The organism is Stakelama sediminis (assembly GCF_014199335.1).
Taxonomy (GTDB): Bacteria; Pseudomonadota; Alphaproteobacteria; order Sphingomonadales; family Sphingomonadaceae; genus Sphingomonas; species Sphingomonas sediminis.
Map to the genome: position 1 here is coordinate 983,325 of NZ_JACIJI010000001.1, position 13,681 is coordinate 997,005.

The 13,681-nt window shown below is 63.0% G+C and carries 14 protein-coding genes and 1 tRNA gene; 6 read left to right on the forward strand and 9 right to left on the reverse strand.

Annotation, left to right across the window (positions count from 1 at the left end; genetic code table 11):
* Positions 1 to 36 precede the first annotated feature (36 nt).
* Genes FHR23_RS05035 through FHR23_RS05050 form a run of 4 tightly spaced genes read left to right on the forward strand, consistent with a single transcriptional unit; the run spans position 37 to position 4,405 of the window.
* The gene (locus tag FHR23_RS05035) at positions 37 to 753 is read left to right on the forward strand and encodes a SapC family protein (RefSeq protein WP_184001788.1); all 717 of its coding nucleotides are present in this window, start codon (positions 37 to 39) and stop codon (positions 751 to 753) included.
* Entirely contained in the window at positions 746 to 1,777 is a 1,032-nt protein-coding gene (locus FHR23_RS05040) for a cupin-like domain-containing protein (protein WP_184001789.1), read from the forward strand. Before FHR23_RS05035 ends, FHR23_RS05040 begins: the two co-directional genes overlap by 8 nt.
* Positions 1,774 to 3,282, forward strand: coding sequence for a tryptophan halogenase family protein (locus FHR23_RS05045; RefSeq protein WP_343043003.1), 1,509 nt, complete (start codon positions 1,774 to 1,776; stop codon positions 3,280 to 3,282). Before FHR23_RS05040 ends, FHR23_RS05045 begins: the two co-directional genes overlap by 4 nt.
* A 10-nt stretch (positions 3,283 to 3,292) precedes the next feature.
* Positions 3,293 to 4,405: a LacI family DNA-binding transcriptional regulator gene (locus FHR23_RS05050; RefSeq protein WP_184001790.1), complete on the forward strand. Its 1,113-nt coding sequence runs from the start codon at positions 3,293 to 3,295 to the stop codon at positions 4,403 to 4,405.
* A 50-nt stretch (positions 4,406 to 4,455) separates the two neighbouring features.
* Here FHR23_RS05050 and FHR23_RS05055 read toward each other — a convergent pair whose 3' ends face one another.
* Positions 4,456 to 5,259: an SGNH/GDSL hydrolase family protein gene (locus FHR23_RS05055; protein ID WP_184002191.1), complete on the reverse strand. Its 804-nt coding sequence runs from the start codon at positions 5,257 to 5,259 to the stop codon at positions 4,456 to 4,458.
* Between the two features lie 184 nt (positions 5,260 to 5,443).
* On the opposite strand from FHR23_RS05055, the gene FHR23_RS05060 reads away from it, so the two are divergent.
* Positions 5,444 to 7,918: a glycoside hydrolase family 3 protein gene (locus FHR23_RS05060; RefSeq protein WP_425506342.1), complete on the forward strand. Its 2,475-nt coding sequence runs from the start codon at positions 5,444 to 5,446 to the stop codon at positions 7,916 to 7,918.
* Between the two features lie 49 nt (positions 7,919 to 7,967).
* Here FHR23_RS05060 and FHR23_RS05065 read toward each other — a convergent pair whose 3' ends face one another.
* The 8 genes from FHR23_RS05065 to FHR23_RS05100 all read right to left on the reverse strand — a co-directional run bounded on the left by FHR23_RS05065 (position 7,968) and on the right by FHR23_RS05100 (position 12,757).
* The gene (locus FHR23_RS05065; protein ID WP_184001791.1) at positions 7,968 to 8,525 is read right to left on the reverse strand and encodes a hypothetical protein; all 558 of its coding nucleotides are present in this window, start codon (positions 8,523 to 8,525) and stop codon (positions 7,968 to 7,970) included.
* 111 nt (positions 8,526 to 8,636) lie between these two features.
* Positions 8,637 to 9,281 (reverse strand): glutathione S-transferase, encoded by a 645-nt coding sequence (locus FHR23_RS05070; RefSeq protein WP_184001792.1) that lies wholly within the window; start codon positions 9,279 to 9,281, stop codon positions 8,637 to 8,639.
* Positions 9,274 to 10,242 carry an oxygen-dependent tRNA uridine(34) hydroxylase TrhO gene (gene trhO, locus FHR23_RS05075; protein ID WP_184001793.1) on the reverse strand — a complete coding sequence of 323 codons (969 nt, stop codon included), beginning with the start codon at positions 10,240 to 10,242 and terminating at the stop codon, positions 9,274 to 9,276. Before trhO ends, FHR23_RS05070 begins: the two co-directional genes overlap by 8 nt.
* Before the next feature lie 84 nt (positions 10,243 to 10,326).
* A tRNA-Arg gene (locus FHR23_RS05080) sits at positions 10,327 to 10,403 on the reverse strand.
* A 34-nt stretch (positions 10,404 to 10,437) separates the two neighbouring features.
* Positions 10,438 to 10,914 (reverse strand): DUF1178 family protein, encoded by a 477-nt coding sequence (locus FHR23_RS05085; RefSeq protein WP_184001794.1) that lies wholly within the window; start codon positions 10,912 to 10,914, stop codon positions 10,438 to 10,440.
* On the reverse strand, positions 10,911 to 11,735 hold the full coding sequence (locus FHR23_RS05090; protein WP_184001795.1) for a carbon-nitrogen hydrolase family protein: 825 nt from the start codon (positions 11,733 to 11,735) through the stop codon (positions 10,911 to 10,913). Before FHR23_RS05090 ends, FHR23_RS05085 begins: the two co-directional genes overlap by 4 nt.
* A 1-nt stretch (position 11,736) precedes the next feature.
* Positions 11,737 to 11,991 (reverse strand): glutaredoxin 3, encoded by a 255-nt coding sequence (gene grxC / locus FHR23_RS05095; protein ID WP_184001796.1) that lies wholly within the window; start codon positions 11,989 to 11,991, stop codon positions 11,737 to 11,739.
* 31 nt (positions 11,992 to 12,022) lie between these two features.
* Positions 12,023 to 12,757 carry a ComF family protein gene (locus FHR23_RS05100; RefSeq protein WP_184001797.1) on the reverse strand — a complete coding sequence of 245 codons (735 nt, stop codon included), beginning with the start codon at positions 12,755 to 12,757 and terminating at the stop codon, positions 12,023 to 12,025.
* 44 nt (positions 12,758 to 12,801) lie between these two features.
* On the opposite strand from FHR23_RS05100, the gene FHR23_RS05105 reads away from it, so the two are divergent.
* Positions 12,802 to 13,647 (forward strand): methyltransferase domain-containing protein, encoded by an 846-nt coding sequence (locus tag FHR23_RS05105; RefSeq protein WP_184001798.1) that lies wholly within the window; start codon positions 12,802 to 12,804, stop codon positions 13,645 to 13,647.
* Positions 13,648 to 13,681 lie beyond the last annotated feature (34 nt).

The following is a 13,681-nucleotide window of genomic DNA, read 5'->3' on the forward strand; positions in this document are numbered from 1 at the left end:
CTGCGCATTTACTGAATACAGGTTTATCTGCACATCATGTCCGATCACGCCGCTCTGACGCCCCAAACCCATAAAGACCTGCACGTCCACACCGAATATGGTGCCGATTATGGCGATGCGGTGATGTGCTGCGTCACGGTGCCGAGCGAATTCCGGCGGGTCCAGAACGAATATCCCATCCTCTTCCGCCTGAATATCGAACGCGACGAGTTCGTTGCATTCGCATTGTTCGGTTTTGAAAACGGCGAAAATCTGTTTGTGGAGGATGGCCGCTGGAACGCCCGCTATCGTCCCCTGGCGATGGACATTCAGCCCTTCCTGATCGGTCGTTCCTCCCCTGACTCCAGCGAAGGTCAGGTCCATATCGACATGGCGAGCCAGCGGATCGCACAAAGCGGCGGCACCGCCATTTTCGACGACGAAGGACAGCCGACCGACTATCTCCGGCGGGTTATCGGACAACTCGGCGAACTCGACGCAGGCTATCAATCCTCCCCGGCTTTTTTTGCTGCGTTGCGCCGCCACGATCTGCTCGAACCGCTGTCGGTCGAGATTCCGCTGGTCGACGGTTCGGTCAACCGGTTTGTCGGCTTTCACGGAATCCATGAGGAACGGTTGCAGGCGCTGGATGCCGATGCGCTGGCCGATCTGCATGGCGGCGGACATCTGATGCCCGTGTTCATGGCGCTGGCCTCGCTGTCCAATGTCAGCGCGCTGATCCGGCGCAAGAACGAACGGATGCGCGATGGCTGAAGCCGATCCCGGCCTTTTCCGGACGCTGGCGAGCGTTCCCGAACGCAGCTTTGCCGATGCCACGGCGCTGGATGCCGGGCTGCGCGACGCCGACCGTCCCTTCATCGTGCGCTCTCTGGTGAAGGACTGGCCGCTGGTCGCACTCGGCCATGAATCGCCGCGCGCGGTACGCCGCTATCTGCTCGATCATGCCCGCGCGATGAACTTTACCGTCTCGGTCGGCCCGCCCGGTGCCGATGGCCGCATGTTCTATACCGATCAGATGGGAATGAATTTCCGCACGCTGCAGGCGAAACTGCCCGAAATCTTTGCACGCATGGATGCGGGAGAGAACCGCCCCGACGCCAACCCCGTCTATCTTCAGTCGCTCGACATGCACCGGTTCTTCGACGGACTCTACGACGCAAACCATGTCGACCTCGGCGATCGCAAGACGCTGGACGGTATCTGGATCGGCACCGCGACGCGGGTTGCCGCGCATAACGACTTTCCCGACAATCTGGCCTGTGTCGCGGTCGGTCGCCGCCGTTTCACGCTGTTTCCGCCCGAACAGTTCCGCAACCTCTATCTCGGCCCGATCGACAACACGCCGGCCGGGCGGGCGATCAGCATGGTCGATTTCCACGACCCCGATTTCGAGCGTTTCCCGCGCTTCCGCGAGGCACTCGACCATGCACAGGTCGCGGAAATGGAACCGGGCGACGCGCTCTATATCCCGTCATCCTGGTGGCATCATGTCGAAGGACTGTCGGCATTCAACGTGCTGGTCAATTTCTGGTGGCGCGACACGCCGCGCTGGCTGGGGCAACCGCAAAATGCGCTGAACCTCGCGATCATGGCGATCCGCGATCTGCCTGACGCCGAAAAAGCCTATTGGCGCGATCTGTTCGACCATTATGTCTTTCACAATGACGGCTCGGTCATCGACCATATTCCGGAGGGAACCCGCGGCATACTCGATCCGATGACGGCGGAAGGCGCCAGCCGCCTGCGTGCCTTCCTCCTGCGGCAGCTCAGCCAGTGAACGCGCCGACGCAACCCCGCCTGCGCCGGGTGGTCATCGCCGGTGGCGGCACCGCCGGATGGATGGCGGCGGCGGCAATTGCCAATACGCTGGGCGATGTCGTCGATCTGACGCTGGTCGAATCCGAAGCCATCGGCACGGTCGGCGTCGGTGAGGCAACGATCCCGCCGCTCGTCACCTTCAACCGGATCGTCAACCTCGACGAAGCCGATTTCATGCGCGCGACGCAGGCGACGTTCAAACTCGGCATCCTGTTCGACGGATGGAAGAACGGGCACGACCGCTATTTCCACTCTTTCGGACTGACCGGGCGCGATCACTGGTCGGCGGGGTTTCAGCATTTCTGGCTCAGCGGCCTGCAACGCGGGCATGACCGGCCCTATGACGATTACTGCCTGGAACTGGTCGCGGCACTGGACGGCAAGTTCGCGCACTTGCCCGACAACCGCATGAACTATGCCTATCACCTCGATTCCACGCTCTATGCGAAGCTGTTGCGCACCCTCGCCGAAAAGAACGGCACGAAGCGGGTCGAGGGCAGGATCGCGCAGGTCGATCTGGATGGTGAGAGCGGCAATATAACCGCACTCGAACTGGAATCGGGACAACGGATCGAAGGCGACCTGTTCCTCGACTGTACCGGCTTTCGCGCGCTGCTGATCGAAGGGGCGCTCCATGCCGGGTTCGACGACTGGACCCACTGGCTCCCCTGTGACTCCGCGATTGCGGTACAGACCGAAAATGTCGGCCCGCCGCCGCCCTATACCCGTTCGATCGCGCATGATGCGGGCTGGCAATGGCGCATTCCGCTCCAGCATCGCACCGGCAACGGACTGGTCTATTGCAGCCGCTATCTGGATCAGGAATCGGCCCTCGAACGCCTGCTCGGCAATATCGAGGGCGATATGCGGACCAAGCCCAACATGCTGCGCTTCACCACCGGCGCGCGGCGGCGGCAATGGTATCGCAACTGCGTCGCCATCGGCCTGTCGGGCGGTTTCATGGAGCCGCTGGAATCGACCAGCATCCACCTGATCCAGCGGGCGGTGCTGCGCCTGATCCGGATGATGCCGCTCACCCATATCAGCGCGCGCGACGTGGCCGAGTTCAACGATCAGCAGTTCACCGACATGGAACAGATCCGCGACTTCCTGATCCTCCACTACAAGGCGACGGATCGACGCGACAGCGCCTTCTGGCGCCAATGCGCGACGATGGACATTCCCGACACGCTGCAACAAAAGATCGAACTGTTCCGCGAAACCGGCCGGGTATTCCGCAAGAATGAAGAACTTTTTGCCGAAAATAGCTGGGTGCAGGTGATGATGGGTCAGGGAATTATGCCGCAAAGCCATCACCCGATTGCGGAAAAACTGCCTGACGAGGAACTGGATCGTCTGCTCTCCGGCCTGCGCGACGATGTCCGCCGCACGGTCGGCTCGCTTCCGCCGCATGGCGAGTATGTCTCACGCTATTGCGGCGCCAAACGCGCCGAACCGGTCTGAACGGACGTCCATGGCAAGACGACGGCAATCCGTAACCATCAAGCATGTCGCGGCCGATGCAGGGGTTTCCCTGCAAACCGTCAGCCGTGTCATCAACAACGAACCCAATGTCCGCCCGGAAATGCAGAAACGGGTGCGCGATTCGATCGAGAAACTGGGCTATGTCCCCTCGATTGCCGCCCAGCGGATGAGCGGGTCGCGATCCTATCTGATCATGGCGCTGAACGACCGCGAGCGTACCATTGCCGACTGGCGCGACCAGCATGGTACCGACTGGGTCGATCAGATGCTGCTGGGCGGGATGCTGAAATGCGCAGAGCACGGCTATCGCATGATCGTCGAGCTGATCGACACGCATAGCGATCATGTCGAACGCGAACTGCTCGCGGCCATTGCCGCGATTCAGCCCGATGGTGTGATCCTGACCCCGCCGCATTCGCAAAATCCGGTCATCACCCGAATTCTCGACAAGCATAATATCTCCATCGCCCGGATCGGTTCATTGAAGGAAGGACCGGGCTTTTCGCTGACCATGGATGATGAAGGGGCAGCCCGTCTCGCCACGGAACATCTTGCCGCGCTGGGACACCGGCGGATCGGCCTGATCGCGGGGGCGCGCGATTATGAACTGAGCGGCTGGCGCATCGACGGATGGTGCGCGGCAATGGCGGATGCGGGGCTGGACAGCGAAGGCCTGCTGGCGGAAGGCGATTTCAGCTATGAATCGGGGCTGACGGCAACCGCGGCACTGCTCGACCAGCCGGATCCGGCCACCGCGATCATCGTCAGCAACGATCAGATGACCCGCGCCGCACTCGACGTGGCGAAGCAGCGCGGGCTGATCATTCCCGACGACCTGTCGATCCTCAGTTTCGACGACACGCCGGTCGTCCGCTTTGCGCAGCCGCCATTGACCGCCATTCAGCAGCCGATCGCCGAAGTCACCGCCCGCGCCGTCGAACTCATCATCGCCGACCGTCGCGGACAGAAACCACCGGAAGAGCCGGTCGTGGTTCCCGTCCGCCTGATCGAGCGAACCTCAACCGCCTCGCCGGCAATCGGGGTCGAAAGCGCCTCGCTCCCTTCGGAGCCGCCCTCGCCTTCGGCAGCGCAATCCGGTTGAAATCGGGAACCGGTCTGATGCAGCCGTTAAAAGATTACGCTAATCAGCAGTTATTTTCCGCCCAGCGTCTTCGTAATCGCGGCAAGGGTCAGCGGCTCCATCAGCGCATAACCGGCGGGCGTGGGATGCACCCCGTCGATCGACATGCCCTTCTTCATCGCGCCATCGGGCGTTGCCAGTACGTCGTAATAATCGACATAGGTGAAGCCGTTCTTCGCCGCATAATGTTTCAGCCAGCGATTCATTTCGGCAATTTGCGGCGCGGGCTTGATCCCCTTTTGCCAGGGGAAGGCTATCGCCGGGGGAATCGAGGCCAGAATGACCTTGATCCCATGCGCCTTCGCCAGCTCGGCCATGGTTTTGATATTGCCCTCCACCGTCGCCATCGTCGCGGCGCCGGTATTGCCTGCAATATCGTTGGTTCCGGCCATGATGTGCACGGCTTGCGGGTGCAGGTCGATCACGTCCTGCCGGAACCGCACCACCATCTGCGGCGTGGTCTGGCCGCTGATCCCGCGGTCCACCAACCCGTCCTTGAAGAAATCGGGAACCGAATCGTCCCAGTTGTCCGTGATCGAATCGCCCATGAAGACGACGCGCACCTTCTTTCCGGCAAGCGCGCGATTGGCCTGTTTGTACCGGCAAAGCTGCCCGAAATCGCGGGTCAGCATGTGGATGCTCCACATGTTGTAGTCTTTGCCGGGGGTATAAAGCGGATGCGGACACGGGTCGGCCATGATGCCCACGGGGTCGTCGGCATGGGGATCGCCGGGGACTTTCGTTTCGGCGAATGCCCCGCTGGTCAGCCCTGCCAGAGCGATCATCGCTATAGCGCTACCAAGCACCGCGCGCATGTTCATCGTCCCATCCTTTTTTACGTGTTCGAAATCGTTTCTTCCATCATGAACCAGGTAACGTACAACGGGCAAACGGATTATGGCATATCCTTGGGGTATCGGGCGATATCGGCTGGGCTAAGCGCATCTCGCATCAATCGCCGACATATATGTACGGCTGGAATAACAGGGGAGGAATCGCATGAAATTCGGGTATATTGGGGCCAGTGCTCTGACGCTGGCCATGGTCGGTATTGCCGGAACGACGCCCGTCATCGCACAATCGCACATGCAACAGCCTGCGGCCTCCATCGCCCATCCCGACCTGTGGCCGAAAATCGCGACCGCGCCGAAGCTTGATCCGAAGGTTGAGGCGCGGATTACCGCGATCATGAAGCGCATGTCGCTGAAGGATAAGGTGGGGCAGCTGATTCAGGTCGATATCGCCTCGATCACCCCGAAGGATCTGGAGACGTTCAAGATCGGCTCCGTGCTGAACGGCGGCAACTCCGCTCCCGGTGGCAAGGCGTTCGCGCCGCCTGCGGCCTGGCTGAAGCTGGCCGATGCCTTTTACGACGCCTCGATGAAACGCAGCGACGGCCGTCCCGCCATTCCGGTGATCTGGGGCACCGATGCCGTGCATGGCGACAATAATGTCGTCGGCGCCACGTTGTTTCCGCACAATATCGGGCTGGGCGCGATGCGCGATGCGGCACTGGTCGAAAAGATCGGGCAGGTGACGGCGGCCGAAACCGCCGCGACCGGCATCAACTGGAGCTTCGCCCCCACCGTCGCGGTGTCACGCGATGATCGCTGGGGACGCACCTATGAGAGCTATTCCGAAGACCCTGCCGTGGTCGCCTCCTATTCGGGTGCAATGGTGCGGGGATTGCAGGGCACGATCGGCCAGAATTTCATGACGCCCGGCCATGTGATCGCTACCGTGAAGCACTTTCTCGGCGATGGCGGCACCGGCGGTCACGATCAGGGCGATACCCGCATTTCAGAGGCGGGGCTGCGCGACATCCATGGTGCCGGCTATCCGCCCGCACTGAAAGCCGGTGCGCTGACGGTCATGGTGTCGTTCTCAAGCTGGAATGGTGAGAAGATGACCGGCAACAAGAGCCTGATAACCGGTGTGCTGGTGAAGCGCTGGGGGTTTCAGGGGATCGTGGTCGGCGACTGGAACGCCCATGGACAGGTTCCCGGCTGCACGAACGAGGATTGTCCGCAGGCGATCAATGCCGGGCTCGACATGTTCATGTATTCGGGCAACCACTGGAAACAGCTTTACGCCAATACCCTGCGCGAGGTGCAGACCGGCGTCATCCCGATGACGCGCCTCGACGATGCGGTGCGCCGCATCCTGCGCGTCAAGATCCTGTCCGGCGCGCTCGATCGCGGGCGCCCGTCCGCGCACAAGACCGCCGGCGATTTCAGCATCGTCGGCTCCCCTGCGCATCGCGCCATTGCGCGGCAGGCGGTACGGGAATCGCTCGTCCTGCTGAAGAACAACGACCATGTTCTGCCCGTCAAACCCGGTGCCAATGTGCTGGTGGCAGGAGACGGCGCGAACAATATCGCGATGCAGTCGGGCGGCTGGTCGCTGACCTGGCAGGGCACGGGCACCACCAACAAAGATTTCCCCAATGGCGAATCCATCTGGGCGGGGATCAGGGATGCCGTCGACGCCACGGGCGGCACCGCCACTCTGTCGACCGACGGCAGCTATACGACGAAGCCCGATGTCGCGATCGTGGTGTTCGGCGAGCATCCTTATGCCGAGTTCAACGGGGATCGGCCGACGCTGGAATTCTCGCCCGACGACGACAGCAATCTGAAATTGCTCCACAGGCTGAAAGCTGCGGGCATTCCGGTGGTATCGGTGTTCCTGTCGGGGCGTCCGCTCTGGGTCAACCGGGAGATTAACGCCTCCGACGCCTTTGTCGCGGCGTTCCTGCCCGGCACTGAGGGCGAGGGCGTGGCCGACGTGCTGATCGCCAGGCCGGATGGCAAGCCAGACTATGACTTCCACGGCAAGCTGAGCTTCTCCTGGCCGCGTCGTTTCGACCAGTACGATCTCAACATCGGCGAAAAGCCCTACAACCCGCTATTCCCGTTCGGCTATGGCCTGACCTATGCCAGCGATGTCACGGTCCCGCATCTCGATGAAACCCATCCGACCAATATCGCTGGCGACCGGAACGCGATTTTCGTGCGGGGCAAAGTGGCGGGCGGCGCGCGCGTTACCCCCGATGGCGCCGTGCAGGTCAGCCGTACCGATCGCAATGCGCAGGAAGACAGCCTGCGTGCCACCTTCACCGGCACCGGAACCGTGGCGATCGATCAGGCCGAACCCATCGACCTGACGCGCGAAACCAATGGCGATCTCAGTCTGGTGATGGACTATCGCCTGACCAGCGCGCCCGCCGGTGCGGTATCGCTGGGCCTATCGGGCAGCGGCAAAGCGGGCATGGTGCCGGTAACGCAGAAACTGGGTACAGAGACCGGTGCATGGCGCACCCTGGCGGTACCGCTGCGCTGTTTCGCCGCCGCAGGGGCGGATATGAAGGCGGTCGGACAAAGCTTCGTCCTGACCAGTACCGGACCGCTGGGCATCGACATTTCAGGCATTCAGATCAAGAGCGTCGCCTCACCCGACATAACCTGTCAGTAGCATAAGCATCATCGGTTCCGGCACGACAGGCCGGAACCGATGCACATGCTTAGTTCCAGCGCAACCCCTTGACGGGGAAGACAAGCTGTTTGCGGCCCGCATCGAAATAGCTGATGTCGACGGTCATCCGGTCGGCCGTGCGTATCTTTTTCAACACGGCCTGCGGATTGCTGAAATAGACGATGCCCGGCGATCCGTCCGCAGCCTCTGTGCAACGATATTCCTGCACCGGTCCGGCGTCGAACCGGATCGTAAGCGTTTCATGGTCATAGCTTCTGCACAAGGGCTGCCCGTCGCTGGTGATGGTGATGTCGAAGCCGGATCTGGTGCTCTCCCGAATGTTCAGCTTCGGCATCGTTACGCCATAAGGAAAGGGAAGGTGGAGTGCCTGAGTCGCATTGATCGACGCACTGTGCGCCATTGAGTCCACCGGCGTGGAATAATGCCACCCCTGCGCCGAGGTCGATGATGTGTTGTCCAATACGCCTGTCGCCGCAGAAATGGCATCCGCACCCGACAGATTGCCGTCCGCCGCATCCTTGCCATGCGATGGCGCCGTGCAGGCCGCCAAGGCGAGCCCAAGCACCATGACCATGATTTTACACATCTATTTGACCACCCCTCCCCCCATTAAAAGAGCGGGGAAGGGGCAGCGGTCAAGCCTTTTCACGACCATTTCGGCGGCAATATAGCGCCGCGCTGTCTTGTCAGCGGCCCCTTATGGTTCTGTCCCGCCCCAAAGGACCGGCCTTTCCTGCGCGTTCCAGGGCGGTACCCGGATCATGATATCGGCGAATAACGGCGATGCCAGATGCTCCGCCAGCCAGTCGCGCAGATGCGGCCAGTCGCCGGCATCGAACCAGTCGCGATCGACCGCTGCAAACTGGCGGATAAAGGGAAATATCGCCGCATCGGCAAGCCCTCTCTCCGTCCCGCACAACTGCCCCTGCCCGGCCAGCCTCTCATCAAGCCTGCGTAAAAACCCGACTGCCCTTTGCCGGTGCTCCAGCGCATCCGATCCATGGCGATCGGGATATTTATAGCGGTCGAGATCCTGTTTGAACGGACCGTCATTGGCCGCAATCAGGTCGGCGTCATCGCGCTCCAGCCAGCCTTCGGGATCGTGCCTCGACAGGGCCCTGCGCATGATGTCGAGGCTTTCCTCCAGCACCTGCCCCTCGGGCAGCACCAGCACCGGCACCGTACCCTTGGGGGAAGCGGCCAGCATCGCTTCCGGCTTGGCCGACAGCTTCACCTCACGCAGTTCGCACTGCGTTCCGCTGATCGCCAGCGCCAGTCTCGCGCGCATGGCATAGGGACAGCGGCGAAAGCTGTAGAGAACCGGCAACCGCGCGTCAGTCATCCACCGTCCCGGCCAGCACCGCACCGACATGCGCCTGTCCGCGCTGCGCCGCCAGCGCTTCCTGCCGATGGCGTTCGCGATAGGATTTGCGTTGTTCCTCGCTACGCCGGGCATGGCAGGCGGGACAACTCACCCCCTCCTCGAACAGCGGCGATTGCCGGTCTTCTGCGCTGATCGGCGCGCGGCAGGCAAAGCACAGACCATAGCTGCCCTCGACCAGCCCGTGGCCGACCGTCACCCGCTGGTCAAATACGAAACATTCGCCGTGCCACAGGCTTTCCTCCTCCGGCACGGTCTCCAGATATTTCAGGATGCCGCCCTTCAGGTGGAAGACATCCTCCACCCCTTCCTGTTTCAGGAATGCCGTCGATTTCTCGCACCGGATGCCGCCGGTGCAGAACATCGCGACCTTTGGTGCCGCGCCGGTGCCCAGTATCTGGTCGCGCTGTGCCCGAAACCAATCGGGAAAGTCGCGAAAGCTAGCCGTCTTCGGATTGATCGCGCCGTCAAAGCTGCCCACCGCGACTTCGTAATCGTTGCGGGTATCGATGACGATGGTGTCGGGATCGGAAATCAGCGCGTTCCAGTCCTGCGGATCGATATAGGTGCCGACGCTCTTGCGCGGGTCGATGTCCGGCTGCCCCATCGTCACAATCTCTTTTTTCAGGCGGACTTTCATCCGGTGAAAGGGCTGGTGCGACGCTTCGGAAAACTTGACGTCCAGTTCGGTGCAGCCGGGCAGGCTGCGGATATGCCGCAACACCGTATCGATGCCATCGGCAGGTCCGGCAATCGTGCCGTTAATTCCTTCGGACGCCAGCAACAGCGTACCGCGGATATTCTGCTCGCGGCAGACCCGTTCCAGCGGCGTCTGCAAAGCGATGCAATCTTCGAACGGCGTAAAACGGTACAGCGCGGCAACTCGCACGCCCGTTGCGGTATCGCGAGAAGGGGTGTTCATTCCCCTTACATAGGGGCATTCGCGCATGGCGTCAGCCACAAGCATGCATCGACCGCCGATACGACAGTTCAGTGGGGATGTGATTGGTGCGCCCGACTGGATTCGAACCAGTGGCCCCCAGATTAGGAATCTGATGCTCTATCCTGCTGAGCTACGGGCGCCTGCGGGCGGTGGTATCGGCTGGCCCGCGGCCGGTCAATTGCGCATGTCGGGCGGTACGACCGGAAAGGGGAGCGGCGCGACCGCCACGCCCTCCTCGTGGAGCGCCTTGGCATCCTCGATGCTCGCCTGACCATGGATGGGCGCGGCTTTTTCCTCGCCGTGATGCATCGCACGGGCACGGTCGGTAAAGGCGGTACCGACCCATTGCGATCCTTCCAGTGCCTTTTCCTGCGCTTTGGCGAGTGCGGCCATCGCCTGTTTCACCGCTTCGGGGGGCGGTGGCGCATCGCCATCCGGCTGTTTGTCGGCGGCGCGCGCCGGGGTGACGTCCTGTCGCCGGTTGCCCTTGGCCCCGACATTGGGCGCCATCACCGCCTTGGCCACATCACTATCGCCGCAATGCGGGCAGGCGACATATCCCTGCTTGCGCTGCTCCTCATAGGCGCTGCTGGATCCGAACCATGCCTCGAACACATGGCCCGCCCCACAGCGCAGGTCGAACACGATCATGCCACTGTCTCCACCGCCGGGATCGGTCGACGGTGATTCAGCACCGGCACCCGTCCGCGCGCCTCGGTCAGCCGTGCCGGATCGATCTCGACAAAGCCGATGCCCGGCGCCTCTCCCATGTCGAGCAGCACCTCTCCCCAGGGATCGACCGCCATCGAATGGCCCCAGGTCGCACGGCCATCCTCATGCTCGCCGGTCTGCGCGGCGGCGAGCACGAAAGCACCTGCCTCGATCGCACGGGCGCGCAACAGCACGTCCCAGTGCGCACGCCCGGTCGGCCGGGTAAAGGCGGCGGGAATCGCGAACAGCTCCGCACCGGCATCGCTCAGCGCGCGATACAGGTCGGGAAAACGAATGTCGTAGCAGATGGAAAGACCCAGCCTGCCCAGCGGCGTCGCCACCACCACCGCGCTTTCGCCGGGTGCATAGACCGCCGATTCGCGCCAGCTTTCACCGCTTGCCAGATCGACATCGAACAGGTGCAGCTTGTCATAGCGCGCCCGGATCGCGCCGGTATCGTCGATCACGAACGCCCGGTTGGCGCGCCTGCCATCGCCACGCGCAAGGGCCAGCGAACCGAGCGATACCCAGATGCCGTGTTTCGCCGCCGCGTCGCGCACCGCCGCCAGCACCGGGTCGCTGCCCTCTTCGTGCAGATTGCCCTCGGCGCGCTTGCGGTCACGGTCCAGCGCGCCCGACATTTCCGGCGTGAACAGCATTGCCGCGCCCTGCGCCGCCGACTGCTCTACTGCGTCGGTCAGCACCGCCGCATTGGCCGCAGGGTCGATCCCGCTCGTCATTTGCAGGAGGGCGGCGCGCATATCAGCCGAGCAACGCGTCCAGCTTACCCTGACGCTCCATCGCGGCCATGTCGTCCGATCCGCCGATATGCCGGTCGTCGATAAAAATCTGCGGCACTGTCATGCCGCCGTTCGATCGCTCGATCATCTCGGCACGCTTGGGTGCATCCATGGTGATGTCATATTCGGCATAATCCGCGCCTTTCTGATCGAGCAGCATCTTCGCGCGCGAACAATAAGGGCAGAACGCCTTGGTGTAGATTTCGACTTTTGCCATAGCTGTGAGGTGTGGCGTCCGAAGGCGAATGTCAATCACCGCCGGTATCGGGCAGCACCCGGGCCCAGGCGGCAATCGCCACGCTCTGCGCGCCCGCACGCCGCAACACCCGGATACAGGCATTGGTGGTCGCGCCGCTGGTATAGACGTCATCGACCAGCAACAGGCGTCTGCCCTTTACCCGCTCTGCAGCCGCCGGAGCCAGTGCGAACGCGCCCGCCAGCGCCTTGGCCCGCGCCCGCGCCGCCATGCCGCGCAACACCGGCGTCGCGCGTGTCCGGCGCAGTATATCGAGTGCGACCGACACGCCGTTTGCCTTGCCCAGAGCGCCCGCGATCAGCGCCGCCTGATTGAACCCGCGCGACCAGATACGGCGACGATGGAGCGGCACCGGCACGATCAGGTCGATATCGTCCGGCACATGCGGGCGGATCAGCCGCGCCACGGTATCGGCAATCGCCATGCGGCCACCATATTTCAACTTCAGGATCATCGCCGCCGCCACATCGTCATAGGCGACCGCGGCATGGATCCCGGCATGAAGCGGCGGATCGGCCATGCACATCGCGCACCACGCTCCCTCCCCCCGGTCATATTCGAACGGCAGGCGGCATGCCGCACAGGCCGGATCGCCAAGAAAGGTCAGCGCACCCCAGCACGGCGCGCACAACCGGTGATCGCCCTGCGTAATCGCCCCGCACGACGGGCAGCGCGGCGGCAACGCATAATCGGCAACGGCACGCAGGGGGGCGGTGAGCAACGGCATTGTCCCTCTTGTCGCCGAGGCGCGAAGGCGGCACAAGCGCCGCCGTGAGTGTACCCGATCTTTTCGACCGCAATCTGCGCGGCCTGCGCCGCGACCGTGCTGCCGCCAGTTTTGCCGAACACGGCTTTCTCCACGGCCTGATGCTCGACAGCGTCACCGACCGGCTGTCGATGGTGAAGCGCGACTTCACCGCCATGCTCGACATCGGTTGCTGGGACGGGCGCTTTCCTGCTCCGGCCGGTGCCTCGGTGACGCGGGTCGACGCGGGTGAACAGTTCGCAACGCTGGCTGGTGGCACCCAATGCGAAGAGGATCGCCTGCCCTTCGCGCCAGAAAGTTTCGATCTGGTGGTGTCGGTGGGCGTACTCGACAGCGTCAACGACCTGCCCGGCGCACTGACGCTGGCGCGGCGTGCACTGAAGCCCGACGGGCTGTTCCTTGCCGCGTTTCTGGGCGCGGGAAGCCTGCCCGGCCTGCGCACGGCGTTGCTGCGCGGAGAAGCCGAGCGCCCGGTCGCCAGAATGCACCCGCAAATCGACGTACGGTCGGCGGGCGATTTGCTGGTCCGCGCGGGCTTTGCCCTGCCGGTCGCGGACGGGGAAACGATCAGCGTACGCTATGGCTCGATCATGGGGCTGGTGCGCGACCTGCGCGCAATGGCGGCCACCAACCTGATGAAAGATCGCCATCCATTGTCGCGGGCGGCATGGCTGCGCACCGGTGCCGCCTTTGCCGAGATGGCCGATACCGAAGGCCGCACGACCGAGCGTTTCGAAATCGTCACGCTGACCGGCTGGGCACCTGCCCCGTCGCAGCCCAAGCCCGCAAAGCGCGGCAGCGGCACCACCTCGCTTGCCGAGGCGCTGCGCATTCCCGACAAAAAGGACTAGGCCGTAAACCCATAAACGGCACCGTCGAGGCGTC

Excerpts from the sequence above, each read along its gene's own strand:
- trhO (WP_184001793.1), bottom strand. The coding sequence starts at position 10,242 with ATGAACACCCCTTCTCGCGATACCGCAACGGGCGTGCGAGTTGCCGCG.
- FHR23_RS05040 (WP_184001789.1), top strand. The coding sequence starts at position 746 with ATGGCTGAAGCCGATCCCGGCCTTTTCCGGACGCTGGCGAGCGTTCCC.
- FHR23_RS05060 (WP_425506342.1), top strand. The coding sequence starts at position 5,444 with ATGAAATTCGGGTATATTGGGGCCAGTGCTCTGACGCTGGCCATGGTC.
- FHR23_RS05050 (WP_184001790.1), top strand. The coding sequence starts at position 3,293 with ATGGCAAGACGACGGCAATCCGTAACCATCAAGCATGTCGCGGCCGAT.
- FHR23_RS05035 (WP_184001788.1), top strand. The coding sequence starts at position 37 with ATGTCCGATCACGCCGCTCTGACGCCCCAAACCCATAAAGACCTGCAC.
- FHR23_RS05100 (WP_184001797.1), bottom strand. The coding sequence starts at position 12,757 with ATGCCGTTGCTCACCGCCCCCCTGCGTGCCGTTGCCGATTATGCGTTG.
- FHR23_RS05085 (WP_184001794.1), bottom strand. The coding sequence starts at position 10,914 with ATGATCGTGTTCGACCTGCGCTGTGGGGCGGGCCATGTGTTCGAGGCA.
- FHR23_RS05070 (WP_184001792.1), bottom strand. The coding sequence starts at position 9,281 with ATGACTGACGCGCGGTTGCCGGTTCTCTACAGCTTTCGCCGCTGTCCC.
- FHR23_RS05065 (WP_184001791.1), bottom strand. The coding sequence starts at position 8,525 with ATGTGTAAAATCATGGTCATGGTGCTTGGGCTCGCCTTGGCGGCCTGC.
- FHR23_RS05090 (WP_184001795.1), bottom strand. The coding sequence starts at position 11,735 with ATGCGCGCCGCCCTCCTGCAAATGACGAGCGGGATCGACCCTGCGGCC.
- FHR23_RS05055 (WP_184002191.1), bottom strand. The coding sequence starts at position 5,259 with ATGCGCGCGGTGCTTGGTAGCGCTATAGCGATGATCGCTCTGGCAGGG.
- grxC (WP_184001796.1), bottom strand. The coding sequence starts at position 11,991 with ATGGCAAAAGTCGAAATCTACACCAAGGCGTTCTGCCCTTATTGTTCG.